Annotated in this window: 13 protein-coding genes; 7 read left to right on the plus strand and 6 right to left on the minus strand. The window is 51.5% G+C overall.

Going from position 1 to position 17,872, the window contains the following annotated elements:
* Positions 1–79: 79 nt before the first annotated feature.
* A complete protein-coding gene (gene sthA, locus CWE21_RS04095) occupies positions 80–1,486 on the plus strand; it encodes a Si-specific NAD(P)(+) transhydrogenase (protein WP_126833184.1) in 1,407 nt (468 codons plus the stop codon).
* Here sthA and envZ read toward each other — a convergent pair.
* The 4 genes from envZ to CWE21_RS04115 all read right to left on the minus strand — a co-directional run bounded on the left by envZ (position 1,483) and on the right by CWE21_RS04115 (position 6,839).
* On the minus strand, positions 1,483–2,817 hold the full coding sequence (gene envZ, locus CWE21_RS04100; RefSeq protein WP_126833185.1) for a two-component system sensor histidine kinase EnvZ: 1,335 nt from the start codon (positions 2,815–2,817) through the stop codon (positions 1,483–1,485). The genes sthA and envZ overlap by 4 nt on opposite strands.
* A 3-nt stretch (positions 2,818–2,820) precedes the next feature.
* Positions 2,821–3,546, minus strand: a complete 726-nt coding sequence (gene ompR, locus CWE21_RS04105; protein ID WP_126833186.1) for an osmolarity response regulator transcription factor OmpR — start codon at positions 3,544–3,546, stop codon at positions 2,821–2,823.
* 111 nt (positions 3,547–3,657) lie between these two features.
* Positions 3,658–5,136 carry a class I adenylate-forming enzyme family protein gene (locus tag CWE21_RS04110; RefSeq protein ID WP_126833187.1) on the minus strand — a complete coding sequence of 493 codons (1,479 nt, stop codon included), beginning with the start codon at positions 5,134–5,136 and terminating at the stop codon, positions 3,658–3,660.
* A 32-nt stretch (positions 5,137–5,168) separates the two neighbouring features.
* The gene (locus CWE21_RS04115) at positions 5,169–6,839 is read right to left on the minus strand and encodes an isovaleryl-CoA dehydrogenase (protein ID WP_126833188.1); all 1,671 of its coding nucleotides are present in this window, start codon (positions 6,837–6,839) and stop codon (positions 5,169–5,171) included.
* A 162-nt stretch (positions 6,840–7,001) separates the two neighbouring features.
* Between CWE21_RS04115 and CWE21_RS04120 the strand changes: the two genes are divergently transcribed.
* The 5 genes from CWE21_RS04120 (at position 7,002) to CWE21_RS04140 (ending at position 14,031) form a co-directional block, all read left to right on the plus strand.
* Complete coding sequence (locus tag CWE21_RS04120) at positions 7,002–7,679, plus strand: response regulator (protein WP_126833189.1); 678 nt, start codon at positions 7,002–7,004, stop codon at positions 7,677–7,679.
* Complete coding sequence (locus tag CWE21_RS04125; protein WP_126833190.1) at positions 7,676–9,061, plus strand: ATP-binding protein; 1,386 nt, start codon at positions 7,676–7,678, stop codon at positions 9,059–9,061. Before CWE21_RS04120 ends, CWE21_RS04125 begins: the two co-directional genes overlap by 4 nt.
* Before the next feature lie 14 nt (positions 9,062–9,075).
* Positions 9,076–9,567 (plus strand): transcription elongation factor GreB, encoded by a 492-nt coding sequence (gene greB / locus CWE21_RS04130; RefSeq protein ID WP_126833191.1) that lies wholly within the window; start codon positions 9,076–9,078, stop codon positions 9,565–9,567.
* Between the two features lie 70 nt (positions 9,568–9,637).
* Positions 9,638–11,647, plus strand: a complete 2,010-nt coding sequence (locus tag CWE21_RS04135) for an LTA synthase family protein (RefSeq protein ID WP_241970215.1) — start codon at positions 9,638–9,640, stop codon at positions 11,645–11,647.
* Between the two features lie 50 nt (positions 11,648–11,697).
* Complete coding sequence (locus CWE21_RS04140; protein WP_126833192.1) at positions 11,698–14,031, plus strand: Tex family protein; 2,334 nt, start codon at positions 11,698–11,700, stop codon at positions 14,029–14,031.
* Positions 14,032–14,105: 74 nt separating this feature from the next.
* Here the strand turns inward: CWE21_RS04140 and CWE21_RS04145 are convergent, their stop codons facing one another.
* Positions 14,106–15,245, minus strand: coding sequence for an acyl-CoA desaturase (locus CWE21_RS04145; protein WP_126833193.1), 1,140 nt, complete (start codon positions 15,243–15,245; stop codon positions 14,106–14,108).
* A gap of 195 nt (positions 15,246–15,440) precedes the next feature.
* On the opposite strand from CWE21_RS04145, the gene fabR reads away from it, so the two are divergent.
* The gene (gene fabR / locus CWE21_RS04150) at positions 15,441–16,064 is read left to right on the plus strand and encodes an HTH-type transcriptional repressor FabR (RefSeq protein ID WP_126833194.1); all 624 of its coding nucleotides are present in this window, start codon (positions 15,441–15,443) and stop codon (positions 16,062–16,064) included.
* Here the strand turns inward: fabR and CWE21_RS04155 are convergent.
* Positions 16,030–17,808, minus strand: coding sequence for an SLC13 family permease (locus tag CWE21_RS04155; protein WP_126833195.1), 1,779 nt, complete (start codon positions 17,806–17,808; stop codon positions 16,030–16,032). The genes fabR and CWE21_RS04155 overlap by 35 nt on opposite strands.
* Positions 17,809–17,872: the final 64 nt, after the last annotated feature.

Consider the following 17,872-nt stretch of genomic DNA (forward strand, 5'->3'; position numbering starts at 1 on the left):
TTGCCTTACTAGCTCTGCACCGGCCGTTTCGGTTACTATAGCGGCTCGTTATAGGCGGTACAACCAACAGGAGCTTTTCATGAGCGAAGTTACGACACAATTTGACGCTGTGGTTATCGGCAGTGGACCTGGCGGCGAAGGCGCAGCCATGCAGCTGGTCAAAAAAGGTCGCAGTGTTGCCATGATCGAAAAACATGATTCGCTCGGTGGTGGTTGTACGCATTGGGGAACCATCCCATCAAAAGCCCTACGCCATTCGGTCAGCCGTTTAATTGAATACAATACGAATCCGCTATTTATGGGAGCCTGCGCACCGCATAGCATGTCTTTTGCAGCGATTCTTAAACATGCCCAAGGCGTGATTCAGAAACAGGTACAAATGCGCAGCGGATTTTATCAGCGCAATGGCGTTACCGTACTCCACGGCACCGCCAGTTTCGAAGACTCCCATACCATCAAAATCACCCAAGACGATGGTACGGTCGAGTATATCGGTACTAAGCAAATCGTCATTGCTACAGGCTCGCGCCCTTATCATCCACCTGATGTCGACTTTTCTCACGAACGAATTTACGACTCAGACACGGTACTGTCGCTGAAGCACGAGCCAAAAAGCATCATCATTTATGGTGCAGGTGTCATTGGTAGCGAATATGCCAGTATCTTTCGTGGGCTAGGCGTTAAAGTTGACCTTATAAACACCCGTGATCGCTTGCTGTCGTTCCTTGATGCGGAAATTTCTGACGCCCTAAGCTACCACTTACGCAACAACGGCGTAGTGATCCGCCACAACGAAGAATACGAACGCATTGAAGGCCATGCAGACGGGGTGACCCTGTTCACCAAGTCAGGCAAGCGTTTGGATGCGGATTGCTTGCTCTATGCCAACGGCCGTTCAGGTAATATCGAAGAATTGAACGTTGCCGCTTTAGGGTTGAAGCCGAATTCACGCGGCCAACTTGAGGTTTCAAATCAGTATCAAACCGAAGTTGAGAACGTCTTCGCCGTCGGCGATATTATCGGCTATCCTTCACTTGCTTCAGCTGCGTATGACCAAGGCCGCATTTGCGCTACCGCTATGCTAGAAGGCGACTGCGAAAAACGCCTTATCAGTGATATTCCGACTGGCATTTACACGATTCCGGAAATCAGTTCAGTTGGTAAAACCGAAGAAGAATTGACGCAACAAAAAGTGCCTTACGAAGTGGGCCGCGCACAATTTAAACATTTAGCGCGTGCACAAATCTCAAACATGGCGGTCGGTAGCCTGAAAATTCTATTCCACCGTGAAACCAAAGAAGTGCTGGGGATTCATTGTTTTGGTGAGCGGGCTGCGGAAATCATTCACATCGGCCAAGCCATTATGGAACAAAAAGGTGAAGGCAACACGATTGAGTATTTCGTCAACACCACCTTTAACTATCCAACCATGGCTGAAGCCTACCGGGTCGCCGCACTAAATGGTTTAAATCGCATTCGCGACTAACAGTTCGCGGCTTTGATGCTTGGTAGTTCGATGCGGACTGCCAAGCCACCCAGCTTACTGCTGCGGCCAAAGGTGATGCGTCCTCCGTGGCGCTCAACGATACGCTTCACAATCGCTAAACCAAGCCCTGAACCTTTACTCGCGCGAGCTTTGTCACCTTGCGTAAACGGCTGCAAGACATGCTCTATTTGCGCCGCTGGAATGCCTTCGCCATCATCACTTACGGTGACCCAAACTTTTTCTTTATCCGCGCTGTAGCCGGTTTCAATCAGCACGCGGCCACCGCCATAACGCTCAGCATTTTCCAGTAAATTCAACAGCACTCGTTTGATTGAGATGGCCCGCACCGGGATCTCTGGCATCTCGCCATAATTCACCATAATATCCGCTTGCCAGGTTTCAGGGACGTGGCCGACGACGTCCTCAACGAGGTAATTCAGGTTCTCACAATCTGAATCGGCATGCGTGTCAATCCGCACGTAATCAATAAACTGGTCGATGATTGCATTCATATCATCTATATCACCGATGATTCCTTCGGCGAGATAGTCTTCATTGGGCGGCATCATTTCGGTGGCCAGCCGAATCCGTGTTAACGGCGTGCGCAGATCATGTGACACTCCCGCCATGAGCAGTGCGCGATCTTGCTCAAGTTGTTTCACGCCTTGCGTCATCTGATTAAAGGCCCGCGTCACTGCAATCACCTCGGTTGAACCACGCTCCGGCAACTCATCTGGGTATTCGCCACGACCGACTTGCGCAGCCGCAGCCTCCAAAGATTTCAATGGCTTATTCTGCCAGTTGGTAAACCACATCCCCCCCAACACGCTCAGTCCACCAATCAAAATAAGATAAAACAACAGCGGGGAAAAACGCGCTTCATCAAAGGTATCGAGACGAATGCGTAGCCAATAGCCATCGAGAGATTCGGTGCGGATCCACACATAATAAATCTCCCCTTGGGCGATACGTACTTCAGTGTCGGCCGCAAGATATTGACTCATTTGGTCGGAGAGAAAGTTGTACGTCGAGGCGTTGGTCAAGTCATTGGCCAGTGCCTCACGCTCGGTGAAGCCATCAATTCCGACCGCGTCGGTATAGCGCTTCGCCAACAATCGCTTTTCAGCTGTTGAGAGATCTTGCTCGCCAAGCCAGCGGTCGAGTACGATAATACCTTGTACCTGTTTGGCGACCACGGAACTAATTTGCTGCAAGCTGGGTTTGACCACATACAAGCCAACCATCACGTAGGAAACGATTTGGTTGATCAGTAGCAAGAATGCGATCAGCGCTACGGTTCGCGCAAACGCTGAGCGCGGAAAGAGTCTCATAAGCTAGGCTTTTTTACTGCCATCAGGCACGAATACATAGCCGAGTCCCCATACGGTCTGGATGTAACGCGGGCTGGTTGGGTCAACTTCTAACATGCGGCGCAGGCGTGATACTTGTACGTCGATGCTGCGCTCTAACGCGCTGTAGTCACGACCGCGTGCTTGATTCATCAGTTTATCGCGAGACATCGGCTGACGGGGGTGTGTGACGAGGGCTTTCAGGACCGCAAACTCGCCGCTGGTCAATGGCATCGGTTCGTCACCTTTGAACATTTCCCGCGTGCCCAAGTTCAAGCGAAATTCGCCAAACACGATCTCCTCATCATCGGCACTTGGCGCCCCCGGAATTTCTTTACCACGACGCCGCAATACCGCACGAATGCGCGCCAACAACTCCCGAGGGTTGAAGGGCTTCGCCAAGTAGTCATCTGCACCGAGCTCAAGACCAATGATACGGTCGACTTCATCGCCTTTGGCCGTCAACATCACAATTGGAATTTCGTTATTGGCGTGCCGTAAACGTTTGCAAATCGATAAGCCGTCTTCGCCGGGCAGCATTAAATCCAATACCATTAGATGGAAGTTTTCGCGTTCTAACAGTCGGTCCATTTGCTCACTTTGCGCTGCCGAACGCACGTAAAAGCCTTGCTCAGTGAGGTAACGTTCCAGCAAACCACGCAGCCGAGCGTCATCATCGACCACTAAAATTTTGAATGTTTCTTGTGACATGCGAGCGATGCTCCCAGTGTTATCTTGTTGTTGTCACTATAAAAGAAGGCACCCGTTTTGCCAACGCATCAACTGTGTCGGGCATCCTGTTTTTGTATCTAAATATGTTAACTATGCCAGCTCGTGCTTTAAAACCTTGCCATTGGCATTGCGCGGCAGGGCATCTAGTTCCAAGTAACTGCGCGGCAACTTGTAGTCGGCGAGACGTTGCGCGAGAAATTCGGTCAGTTCGTCCTGCAGATTGCTCATTTTTTCGCGCAATACGACGTACGCTTTAACCGACTCGCCCCACTGCTCATGCGGGATGCCTCTAACCGCCGCCTCTGCCACCGCAGGGTGCTCACTTAGAGCGTCCTCAATTTCGCGAGGATAGATGTTCACACCGCCACTGATGATAATGTCTTTCTTGCGATCTTTAATCCAATAGAAGCCATCTTGGTCACGTACCGCAATATCACCGGTTTTCAGCCAACCATCGCTGGTGAAGGTGGCTTGCGTTGCTGTAGGGTTTTGCCAATAACACTGCATCATGCCCTCGCCAAAAATCTCGACTTCACCTGGTTCTTCCACCCCAGGTTCATTGCCCGCCTCGGTGCGCAGTCGTACTTCGGTGTTAAAAGCCGCACGGCGACCGACCGAACCAGCCTTCTCGGCATGCTCGTCAGGTAGTAATAGAATTCCTGAGGGACCCGCCTCAGTGAGTCCGTACACACAATAAAAATCTGAAGAGCGGAAGGCGCGTTGCACTAACTTCGTGTGTTCGGTGGACATCGCCGCGCCGCCATAGATCCAGTGCGTCACGCTACTCAAGTCAGTCTGCTCAATGGCGGGCTGCTGTGCGGTAAGCAAGTACGCCACGGGCGCGCCAAAAAAGTGCGTCACGCGATGTTTGGAAACGAGGTTTAAGAGTAAGTCTGGAGTGAACGTTGGCGCGACTACATGCGTGGCACCGACCAAGGTACCAGCTAAAAGAAATAGGTTCAGCGGCGCCGAATGAGTAAAAGGCATTAAGTGCAATAACTTGCTGCGCGGCGACATCGCCATTTCGAGGGCAATCATGGTCGCCACCGATTGAATGGCCTTTTGTTGAAACAGTACACCTTTCGGCCGTCCGGTAGTACCAGAGGTGTAGAGCAGAATACATGGGCTTTCAGCACTTGCTTCAGTCTTCGGCAAAGACGTTTCTTTTGCCCAGCCAGGTTGCCATTCATCCAACCACAATGCCGGCAATCCAGAGGTAACCAACGTTTTTAACGCTTGATCTGTCATGCTGCAAGTAAGCACTAACTTAGCGCCTGAGTCCTCCATGATATAGCTTAGCTCTGGTGTTGTGAGTCGAACATTGATAGGTACGGCGATCGCATCCAAGCGCTGAATGGCAAAGAAGCCAAGCACGAAGGCAATTGAGTTGGGGATCACCAAGGCCACGCGATCGCCGGCCTGCACCTGATATTCCTGCTGCAGCCAAGCGGCTAGCTCTTCTACTTGGGTATTGAGTTCAGCCCAACTTAACTGCTTAGCATCATCAGTGATGGCCAAGGCATCGCCGTATTTGCGAGCATTACGCGCGAGCATTTCCGATAGAGTCATGGAGAGTCCTTGTTATTCTTCATTGTTCTCAGTTATTCATGAGGCCACGCGCGACGTAAAATCGTCTTTGCCGCTGTTGCGTCAGTCAACCTACCATAGCCCATATGAGATACCTCACCCAAGCGACTTTGACAAAAGGCGTCGGCGACAGCATTGGGCGCATGTTGTTGTAACAGAGCGGCTTGCATCGTGCGCGCCATATGCTCCACCCATTGCCGGGCGAAGAACGGTTGCGCCTGCGCTTGCGCAAGGCGTTTGGGTAACTCAGCAATTGCTTTATCAAGGGCTTTATTTGCGCCTTTTACCTGTAGTAGCTCAGCTTGCAGGGCAGCGTAGGACTCAGGCTGTCGCTCCACCGCCCGCAGAGCATCCAGACACTGAACGTTACCACTGCCCTCCCAAATTGCGTTGATCGGAGCTTCACGATAGAGCCGCGGCATGATGCAGTTCTCCATCACGCCGCTACCACCAATCACTTCCATCGCTTCATAGGCATGTTCCGGGGTACGCTTGCAGATCCAATATTTGCCCGCCGGAACCACGATCCGCGCCAGCGCTTGTTCATGTTCATTGTCACGCTGATCGAGCGCAGTGGCCATGCGCATTGTCAATGCCAGTGCTGCCTCACTTTCTAGGGCTAGATCGGCAAGTACGTTTTGCATGAGTGGCTGGTCAATGAGTTGGGCACCAAACGCCGCACGGTGCTGACAATGGTGCAGCGCCTGCACTGTCGCCTGGCGCATACCGGCGGAGGAGCCGATCATGCAGTCGTAGCGGGTCATTGCCACCATTTCGATAATGGTTCGAACGCCGCGCCCTTCCTCGCCAATCATCCACCCCATAGCACCGCGCAGCTCGGCTTCGCTTGAAGCATTCGCTACATTGCCCATTTTGTCTTTCAAACGTTGAATTTGCAGTGGGTTCTTCGTGCCATCGGGGCGCCAGCGTGGCATGAGGAAGCAACTCAAGCCGTGTTTAGTTTGCGCCAGCACCAAGAACGCATCGCACATTGGTGCCGAAACAAACCATTTATGCCCCACCAGCTCATAGAGTTGTCCTGGCCCTTCAGTGCCCACCGCATAAGCACGGGTGGTGTTGGCGCGCACGTCTGAACCGCCCTGTTTCTCGGTCATCGCCATCCCTATAGTGACCGCCTGCTTTTGCTGATCGGGAACGTTACGCGGGTCATAGCTAGGCGCCAAGAGTTTCGGCAGCCACTGCTTAGCAATGTCTGGCTGGTGTTGCAAGGCCGGCACGGCGGCAAAAGTCATGGTTATGGGACAGCCGTGCGCCGCCTCAACTTGCGTGTGCATATAGTATTGCGCCGCCCGCGCTACATGGGCACCAAGCTGCGGTTTTGCCCATGGCGACGCATGCAACCCATGCGCGGTAGCTATCTGCATGAGCTGATGATAAGCGTCATGATACTCTACAAGGTCCACCCGATGGCCAAAGCGATCGTGGGACTGAAACTGCGGCCTATGGGCATTTGCCTGAAAGCCCAAGGCGATGGTGTCCGCTTGCCCAGCCAAAGCTCCCATCGCGGCGATATCAGGCTCTGCCCAATTCGCATGTCCGCGCTGCACTGCCTCTTGCAGGGCTAGATCCGCATGGAAAAGGTTATAATTTTCCAATGCCGGTGGCTGGTTTAATACCTCATGGGTCGTCGCTAAAAACTGCTCAGCTTTTTGCCACTGGGTCATGACGCCTCCAATCCTTCGTTTGTATCTGTTGAGTAAACTATAACTTAGGCCTAGGCTTGTCACTTGTCGAACGAGATATCCATTCGTTTGCGCTAAATTAAGATTTGCTTAAGTTTCGAAATGTAGCATTGTTATAGACATCACTTGAATCGTGGAGAAACTATGCGCCTGCTGCTCGTGGAAGACGACACCCTGATCGCTGAAGGCATCGTTACTGGACTCAAAAAGCTAGGCTATCATGTGGATCATTGCGTCAGCCAACGGCAAGCCGAAAGCGCCCTGAGTACCGATACATTTCAACTGCTGATTCTTGATTTAGGCTTACCCGATGGGCTTGCCATTCCTCTCATTGCAAAACTTAAAAGCCGCGGTTTGCCAACTCCAATCCTCGTTCTCACTGCATGGGACGACGTCGAAAAGAAAGTTGCAGCGCTTGATGCCGGAGCCGATGACTATGTCGTCAAGCCCTTCGATTTACGCGAACTCGAAGCACGTATACGGGTGTTGGTCCGGCGTCACCAAGGTCGTCAATCGGATGCGATTCACTGGCGCAACTTAACCATGGATCTCGCCAGTCATGATGTACGGGTGGATAACGATATCGTCGATCTAACGCGACGTGAGTGGCTTTTACTGAAAGAGTTCATGCTGAATCCCAAACGGATCTTATCGCGCGAACACTTAGAGTCTGTACTCTACGGTTGGGAAGCTGAAATTGAGAGCAACGCAATTGAAGTCCATCTGCATCACTTGCGCAAAAAGCTGGGCCGCGATTTACTCCGCAACGTCCGTGGTGTCGGCTATATTTTGAACCAAGATTACCAAGGACAGCAAGTATGAAGTCCTTATCTTTAAGACGACAACTCTTAATCAGTACAAATATCGTGGTCATTGCGGTCTTGGCATTAGGTGCATGGCTCAACTACCGCATGACCCTACATGAGCTAGACGAAGTCTTCGATGCAGAGTTGGCTCAAACCACACGCGTTTTGAAAAGCCTGATCCACGACCCAGGCTTTCTCGATCAAACCGGTTCATTGCGTATCATCGAATTGCCTCAGCTACCCGGAAATTACGAAGAAGAAGGTGACGAACGCCAAACGGACGGACACCCTTATGAGCGTAAGCTAGCCTTTCAGGTCTGGGACACAAAGGGTAATTTATTATTGGCGAGTGAAAATGCGGTTGGCACACCGCTTTCCCAGCCCACGCGCGGCTACCACGAAGTCGTGCGCGGCGATTATACTTGGATCGGCTTCAGTTATTTCGACCGCCAGACACAAAGTTGGATCTATACCGCACAGCGTGAAGATGTACGCGGTGAACTTTCCGCCTATATTACCGAAAACCAGCGCTGGATAGTATTACTCACATGGTTGCCTTTGTCGCTGGCCATCCTCTTGACGATTATCTGGTTTATGCGGCCAGTCAAGCAGTTCGCACAACAGTTGCAGCAACGCGATGCCCATGACTTACGACCACTCAATGCGCACCTACCGAGCGAGCTAGAGCCTATTCAGGCGAATATGAATGCGCTGCTTGCACGCGTGCACACTTACCTAGAGCGCGAGAAAAACTTTATTGCCGACGCCTCGCATGAATTACGCACGCCACTCGCTGCGTTGCGCTTGCATGCGGCCCAAATCGACCCTGCGGATCCCGCTAGCATTCGCGCGGTACAGCAAGCGACGGAACGATTAACTCATCTGGTGAATCAATTACTGCTCTTAACCAAGCTAGAGGGTACTCAGCTAAGTCGCTCGCAACTCACCCCAGTATCACTCGAAGCCTTGGTGCATGAAAGCATTGCTGAGTTACCGGAGGCCGTTACCGCAGAATGTGAATGGCAGTTAGCTGTTGCGACACAGCCACAAGTATTGGGGTTACCGACCCTCCTGGCCGTGATGCTTCGCAACCTATTACAAAATGCCGCTAAATATGCTGGCCCGCAAGGTCAAGTGACCGTTAACACCCAACCAACACCAAACGGCGTGTCTCTGCTGATTTGTGATAACGGACCGGGCGTTCCAACGGCAGATCTTAACCGGCTCGGCGAGCGCTTTTATCGGCATCCAGAAACCCGTCATATCGAAGGCGCGGGACTCGGCTTATCCATTGTCAAACGCATCGCCGAGTTGCATACTATCGAGCTGATTTTTTCCAGCCCAAAAGATAGCGGGCTGTGTGCGCAACTCAACTTTAATTTGCTCGTAGACAATTAAACACAACGTCCATTATGCCTAGAACCAATCTCATCACCCGCAATGGCTATGCCAAACTTCAGGCAGAACTCGATCATCTATGGCGTGTTGAGCGACGTGAAACCACAGAAAAAGTTGCCTGGGCTGCCAGTCTGGGCGACCGCTCGGAAAATGCCGACTATAAGTACAACAAGCAGAAGCTGCGGCAAATCGACCGTCGAATTCGGTTTTTACGCAAGCGCCTAGAAGTCCTCAAAATAGTTGATTATGCGCCTGCACAAGATGGCAAAGTGTTCTTTGGTGCGACCGTAACGGTGGAAAACGAAGACGGTGATGAAAAGCGTTTTTCCATTGTTGGACCGGACGAAATCTACGACGATAAATCTGTGGTTTCCATCGATGCCCCCATGGCGCGCGCGGCACTTGGTAAAGGCATCGACGACGAGTTTGCGGTTCGTACACCAACGGGTCAGCACTTTTGGCTGATTACCGCTATCACCTACGAACGCACCCGCACCGCCAAATAAAAGTGTAACTTAAGCTTTTCTTAAGTCTTCTCGCACAAACTCTGCTCAGTGCTATCAAAGGAGCAACGGTTTGCGAGCAGCGTTACAACACTTTTTTCATGGCTTAAATGCCTATCGGCCACTCTTATACATACTTTTGCTGGGCTTGCTAGGACTTAGTCTGAGCCGCATGGCGCTATTTGCAGCTTATGCGGAACGCATCCAGCAAATACCTGACTGGCCACTACTTTTGTTGACCGGCGTACGTGCCGACTTAATCGTCATTGGCTACATGTTGGCAATACCACTGCTCATTGCACCACTGCTTTTGTTGCCCCCGCTACGAAGCCTCTGGCAACGCTTTTTACAAGCTTGGCTGGTGGTTAGCTTGCTACTATTGTTTTTTATGGAGGCCGCGACCCCCGCATTTATTGCGCAATATGACGTGCGCCCTAACCGTCTATTCATTGAATACTTACTCTATCCACGCGAGGTCCTTGGGACGCTTTGGAATGGCTTTCGCGGCTGGTTGCTGCTGACACTGTTGTTCACTGTGGTTACCGTTTGGCTCTTGCGCCGCTTGGCACGTAGCCAGCGTGTACAACCCAAGTGTACACGGTATTCCGCCGCAATTTTGGTGTGGCCTTTCCTCGTTGTGCTCACGGTCATCGCAATCCGCTCGACCTTCGATCATCGCCCCGCGAACCCAGCCTTTTTTGCCCGCACCGGTGACGCGCTGGTAAATTCATTAACCATTAGCTCAGCCTACTCGGTCGAATTTGCGCTCTACAACATGCAACACGAAGCATCCGCTAGCGACCAGTATGGCAAAGTAGACGCCGACGATTTAAAAGCTTTTGTCGCAGATATCGACTATTTGCAAGAAGTTCAGTTTCCTTACCCTGAATATCCCACAGTACATTGGCAACAAGCTTCGCGAGACCGCACACAACCGCTTAACATTGTCATTATTTTGCAAGAAAGTTTGGGCTTTGGCTTTTATGAACGCGGCTTGACGCCCGAGCTCGCGCGTTGGTCGGAAGAAGGCTGGTGGTTTGAGCAGCTCTATGCAACGGGTACACGCTCCGTGCGGGGTATTGAAGCTGTGGTCGCTGGCTTTTTGCCGACGCCAGCCCGCAGCACCGTCAAATTAAGCTTGTCGCAACGCAACTTCTTTACCCTAGCTGATGTGTTACAGCGCCAAGGCTACCAAACGGAATTCATTTACGGCGGTGAATCGCATTTCGATAACATGCGCAGCTTCTTTACCGGCAATGGCTTTTCTTCGATTATCGATGAGAACGATTACAGCGCACCTCAATTCGTTTCAACCTGGGGAGTCAGTGACGAGGATCTCTTCAACAAGGCGCATGAACGCTACAACGAATTGCACCAACAGCAAAAAGCTTTCTTTTCGTTGGTTTTCACCTCATCCAATCATGAGCCCTTTGAGTTGCCACAAAACAAGATCACGCCGGTAAGCGGTGTTCCACTGCAAAGTGTCGAAAATGCTGTGAAGTATGCGGACTATGCCTTAGGCAACTTTTTGCAGCAGGCGAAAAATAGTAGCTATTGGGATAATACCTTGTTTTTAGTCGTGGCTGATCATGACAACCGAGTCTATGGCGACGCACTGGTTCCAGTGGATAAGTTTCATATTCCAGGCCTAATTCTAGGCGCAGACATTAAGCCACAACGTCTTCGCACCATCGCTAGCCAGGTTGACCTTGCGCCAACCCTATTATCACTTGCCGGCGTTTCGGCCTACTTACCCACATTAGGCCAAGACCTCAGTGCTGAAACGGCTCCGGCCAACCGTGCCTTTTTGCAGTTTAATCAAACCTTTGCCTATTTAGATGGCAGCACGCAACCGGCCAAAATAACTGTTTTACGACCCGACGCAGAACCGCTCGCTAGTACCTATGATGTTGCGCAACGACAACTTGGCGAGCTTCAGCCCGCTCCAGCCGAAGAAGCAGCACAAGCACTGGCATGGGCAGCTTTACCTTCGTGGTTGTACCGCGAGCAACGCTACTTTGTGCCACTCGCCGCAGAGGATGCGACAAATCAACGTAAGGAGGTCGCAAGCAGCGCAGAATGACTGCTATACTGCGCGGCAACTCAAGAAGACGTAACCAAGAGAGATTTTTTATGAGCTCGATTTCTCAGCAAATCGCGACCGAATTAGCAGTGAATGCCCAGCAGGTCCAAGCGGCCATTGCCCTGCTCGACGAGGGTGCAACGGTGCCCTTTATTGCGCGTTACCGAAAAGAAGTAACCGGCGGATTAGACGATACGCAACTGCGTAATTTGGCCCAGCGGTTAACCTATTTACGTGAGCTTAATGACCGCCGTGACGTGATTTTGGCTAGTATTCGTGACCAAGAAAAACTTACTCCAGAGCTCGAAAAAGCCATTCTTGCCACACAATCCAAAACTGAATTAGAAGACCTTTATCTACCCTACAAACCGAAGCGTCGTACGAAAGGCCAAATTGCGATTGAAGCAGGTCTAGAACCGCTTGCCGATCAGCTACTGCAAGACCCCAGCCAAGACCCGGAAGCACTCGCTGCAGGTTTCCTCAATGCTGACGCAGGTTTTGCTGACAGCAAGGCGGTGCTTGAAGGCGCGCGCTTTATTTTGATGGAGCGGTTTGCTGAAGATGCCGCATTATTGAAGAAAGTTCGCGATTATCTGTGGAATAACGCTGAAATTACTAGCACTGTCGCAGCAGGTAAAGAGCAAGAGGGCGCCAAATATCGCGACTACTTTAGCTTCAGCGAAGCCCTGAAAAAAATTCCTTCGCATCGTGCGTTGGCGCTGTTCCGTGGCCGTAATGAAGGCATCCTGCAATTAAAGCTCGATGCCGACCCGCAACAGGAAGACCCGAAAGCGCGGAGCTACGGTGAGCAACTGGTCGCAGAACACATTCAGTTTAGCCCTGCAGATCGCGCCGCCGATGCTTGGCTGCAACAGACCATTCAGTGGACCTGGCGCATCAAGCTGCTCTTGCACATGGAAACTGAACTATTTGGCAGCGTGCGCGAGCGCGCTGAAGCGGATGCAATTAAGATCTTTGCCAATAACCTCAAAGATCTGTTGATGGCAGCACCCGCCGGGGCGAAGACCACCATGGGTCTTGATCCGGGCGTTCGCACAGGCATCAAGGTTGCGGTAGTAGATAGCACCGGCAAGGTACTGGGCACCAATACGGTATTCCCGTTCCAGCCGCAAAACCAGGTCGACAAGGCTATGCGAACGCTCGCTGGTATGTGCAAACAACACAAAGTCGAACTGATTGCTATCGGTAACGGTACTCACTCGCGTGAAACCGATAAACTTGTTACTGATATGCTTAAAGCGCAAAGCGATTTGAAAGTAAATAAAGTGATTGTGAATGAGGCAGGCGCGTCGGTTTATTCGGCTTCTGAATTGGCCGCACAAGAGTTTCCAGACCTTGATGTATCACTACGTGGCGCCGTGTCGATTGCTCGTCGCCTGCAAGATCCACTCGCCGAGTTAGTGAAGATTGAGCCGAAATCTATCGGTGTTGGGCAATACCAACATGACGTAAGCCAAGCGCAGCTTGCCCAGAGTCTTGATGCTGTGGTTGAGGACTGTGTTAACGCTGTGGGTGTCGATGCCAATACCGCATCGGTTGCCTTACTTGCGCGCGTAGCCGGTTTGAATAAAACGCTCGCCCAAAATATTGTTGCCCACCGTGACAGCAACGGCCGGTTTGCCGATCGTAAAAGTCTACTCGACGTTGCCCGCATGGGGCCGAAATCGTTTGAGCAAGCGGCTGGCTTTCTACGCATCATGGATGGCACCCAACCTCTCGATCGCTCGGCCGTGCACCCTGAAGCGTATTCACTGGTAGAGAAAATCGCCGCTGACCATGACAAACAAGTGGCCGAACTCATAGGCGACAGTCCATTCCTGAAAGGTTTGAATGCGCAAAACTACACCGATGAAAAATTCGGTTTGCCGACCGTCCGCGATATCTTGCGTGAGCTTGATAAGCCGGGTCGTGATCCGCGCCCCGAGTTTAAGACCGCGACGTTTAAAGAGGGCGTTGATACCCTGCAGGACTTGCGTCCTGGCATGACACTTGAAGGGGTTGTCTCAAATGTAGCTGCCTTTGGCGCGTTCGTTGACATCGGTGTGCATCAAGACGGCTTAGTGCATGTGAGTGCGCTGTCGAACAGTTTCGTCAGCGACCCGCGTGAGGTCGTGAAAGCCGGCGACATCGTGAAGATGAAGGTGCTTGAAGTTGACGTTCAACGTAAGCGCATCAGTCTCACCATGCGTTTACAAGACGACGCACCTGCTGCACCGACGCAAAAAGCTGAAACGTCAAAGGGCAAAGCGCGCCCTACGAATAAGCAGCCAAAACCTCGTTCTGGGGGCAAGAGCCCGCAGCCGGCTGCTAATTCAGCAATGGGCTCTGCGTTTGCGGAAGCTTTTGCGAAGGCAAAAAAATAGCCCGATACAGCAATACCGAGCTATCTTGACCGACAAGGCGAGGCTTTTTAGCCTCGCTTTTTTATTGCTGCCGTTTAAGCAGCGAGCTGTGGACTGCGCAACATTTGCTTAAAGTTACGCTTATGCTCCTCGAATGCTGAGCGCAGCTCGGCGACCTTGGCCTGCATGTCATCCATGCTTGGTACGTGGCCAGCCAAAGCTTTGGTCTTGCTGTCGAGCAGTTGTTTCCGTGCCAGATAATACTCACGTAAACGTAACATCAAGGCGTCGTATTCATCATGCAATTTTTGCAGGGTTGTCTCGCAGCCAATAGCGGCTTTTGCCTTGGCTTTTTTAAACTGCATTTCCAGCTTGGCTTTTTCAATCTGGTAACCATTGGTACGCTTGAGGTTACGCGTCAGCCCTAACCAAGAACAACTACGAATTAGCCATTTGGTCGGGTCAAACTGCCACCAGCGGATACCGTTGCGATAATCAGCCGAGAAAATATGGTGGAAATTGTGGTACCCCTCACCAAAGGTCAACAGCGCCAGTACACCATTGTCGCGCGCAGTGTTACGGTCGGTGTAGGTCTGCTTGCCCCAGATATGCGCCAAGGAGTTAATAAAGAACGTGGTGTGATGGTTAATCACCAGCCGCGCGAAGCCAACTAAGATAATCGCGCCCCACACATCACCAAGCATCAGACCAATCGCCAGCGGCCAACCAATCGTGGTCAATAGGGTCAATGCTAAGTAGTGACGGTGCTGCCACATAACCACTGGATCTTTCTGCAGATCTTTGACGTTGTTGTAGTCATGATAACGCGAGGCTTGATATTCACGCAGCATCCAGCCGATGTGCGAGTACCAAAAGCCGCGCTTCGCTGAATAAGGGTCATTGTCGTTATCGTCGACATGCTTATGGTGTTCTCGGTGATCTGACGACCAATGTAAGGCACTGTTTTGTACAGCAAGCGCACCACCTAAGGCAAATAGTATGCGCAGTGACCAATGCGCATCATAAGTACGATGTGACCATAAACGGTGGTAACCCGCGGTGATTGAAATTCCGGCAAAGGCGATGGTGCCAACCAGTGCAAACCACATTCCTGCGGAAAAACCATGGGTCAATCCGTACCATGGAACACCAATGGCAGCGACAAGAAATGTGATGGCAAAAACAAGGGTATTGAGCCAAATGACTTTTGGCTTAGCAACTGAAGACTTCGACATAAAAAACCTATATTAAAAAAGCGGCATGTCCGTATTTCCGAAGAAACAAATTTTTAGCGAACATGTGTACGCTGAATTTACGCATCTTTGCTCCGCCTTGCAACCATTATTTGCTCTAAATCGACGAATTGCGTGTACAAGCGTTCACTGACATAATCTCTCTTTTAGGCATCAAAGCACAAAGGAAGTTCAACTATGGCAGGTGTACGCGCCGCGCAAAAAGAAAAAACTCGGCGAGCTCTGATTCAAGCAGCAATGAATCAGCTCAGTGCTGAGCATGGGTACGCGTCGTTGAGCTTGCGGGAGGTTGCACGCGAGGCGGGTATTGCCCCTACCTCGTTTTATCGCCACTTTCAAAACATGGAAGAACTTGGGCTTACTTTGGTCGATGAAGGCGGTCTTGCATTGCGCCAACTCTTACGCCAATCACGTCAGCAAATTGCCAAAGGCGGCTCCATCATTCGCGCTTCGGTGACGACCTTTATGGAGTTTGTTAGCCATAACACGGCTATCTTTCGGCTATTACTGCAAGAAAAATCCGGTAACTCGCGTGAATTCCGATTGGCCGTGCAGCGTGAGGTTGAGCACTTCACCGCCGAACTCGTCGACTATCTGGTCGATGAACAAGACTTTGAGCGCAACCTTGCCGAACTGCAGGCTGATGCCATTGTCCGCATCGTTTTTAGCGTAGGTGCCGATGCGCTTGATGCCTCCGCGGCCGAACGTCAAGAACTCTTAGAAAACACTATTGCTCAAGTACGTATCGTCGCGCGCGGAGCTGCTGTTACCCGTACATTGGCCAAGTCAGCGAAATCATAATCAGCGCCACAACGGACATGACGGCTGATAGCGGTAGACCTAAACGCCAGTAGTCAGAGAATTTATAGCCGCCAGGTCCCATCACCAAAATATTCGATTGGTGACCTATCGGCGTTAAAAATGGCAACGATGCACCAATCGCGACCGCCATGAGGAACGGGTCTTGCGACGCTTCCAACGTATTCGCCATGCTCAATCCGATCGGCGCCATTAACACGGCAGCCGCAGCATTGTTGATGATATTCGACAGCAGCATGGTCACCACGAGCAACAAACTGATGGCCACCATACCTGGGGCGTCCTGACTAACCCATAGCGCCATGCTTGCTATGGTATCCGCCGCACCACTACGCTCAAGCGCCCCGCCGAGTGGAATGGTGGCGGCCAAAAGAACGATGATTGGCCATTCGATATGTTCATAGAGCTCTCGAATAGGGATGACGTTCGCAAGCACCATCAATCCCGCCGCCATGCTAAAGGCCACGGGAACACTTAAAAAGTTCAAAGCACTTGCTAGGATTGCCCCAGCAAAAATACCGAGCGGCATGAGTAATTGACGCTTTTTCCCGAGGCGCAAGCTACGTTGCGCTAAGGGAAAACAACCAAAGCGGTTAAACACATCGTTTAAGACTTCGGCGTCACCTTGCAGGAGTAGCACATCACCAGGCTTAAACCGCACATCCGACAGACTGGGCTTTAACGGCTGGCCTTCACGCGCGACGGCAAGCACATTCACGCCGAAGCGGTGACGTAGTCGCAAGTCGGCAGCCGAACGCCCTATCAAACGCGAATCATGGCCAACGATTCCCTCAATGACCTTGATTTCGTCAGAAACTAAAAACCGCGTGTCGATTTCTTCTTCGGCGTTGAGTTCAAACTTAGTGACATCCAAAATTTGTTGCAGGGTACTCGCGTCCGCTTCAACAATCAGCACGTCTTCCGCCCGCAAGCGTTGATAGCGCGGCGGGGCGGTAATCATCTGCTTACCACGTTTAAGCGCCACGACAGCAAAGTTCTCTTTGATCTTCGACTCAAATTCAAACAGCGTATGACCAACTAATGTTGCCCCTTCAGGCAAATAGAGTTCGGTCAAGTAAGCACTCACGTCATAGGGCGAGGTTGACGTATCACGACTTTTACTGCGCGGCACCAACCAATGTGCGGTCAACCACATCATCAACAAGCCTGCGACAGCAACGGTAAGACCCACCGGGGTGAAGTCGAAAATACCAAAAGGCTCTGCGCCATGGCTGGCTCGAATGTCAGAAATGATGATATTTGGCGGCGTACCGATCATAGTGATGGTCCCCCCCAAGAGCGAACCAAACGCCATTGGCATCAACATCAAAGAAGCGTGCCCTGCACCATTGCGAGACAACTGCAGAGCCACCGGAATCATGATGGCCATCGCACCGGTGTTGCTGATAAAAGCCGAGACAAAGGTCGTAAGGCCCGTCAGCACGATCATCTGTAGCCAGACGCGGTCACCCATTTGCTTAACGCCGCTAGCCATGGTGTCGACCACACCGGAACGCCACAACGCATGGCTGATAACTAAAACTGCCGCAACGGTAATAACCGCTGGGTTGCCGAAGCCTGAGAACACTTCTTGCCGCGGCACCAAGCCGGCAATATAGGCAGCAAAAAGCGCGCCCATTGCGACAAAGTCATAGCGCCAGCGGTCCACCACAAAAAGCACCAAAGCTGTGATGAGGATGACCCCAATCCAGATTTGATCGGCCATACTAAGTTTCCTTGTTATGCTTGGTTATGCATAGTCTTGCTTAGAGTGGCTTGATTTCGTGGGA

The sequence above is a fragment of the Pseudidiomarina aquimaris genome, assembly GCF_003987395.1.
In the GTDB taxonomy this organism is placed as follows: domain Bacteria; phylum Pseudomonadota; class Gammaproteobacteria; order Enterobacterales; family Alteromonadaceae; genus Pseudidiomarina; species Pseudidiomarina aquimaris.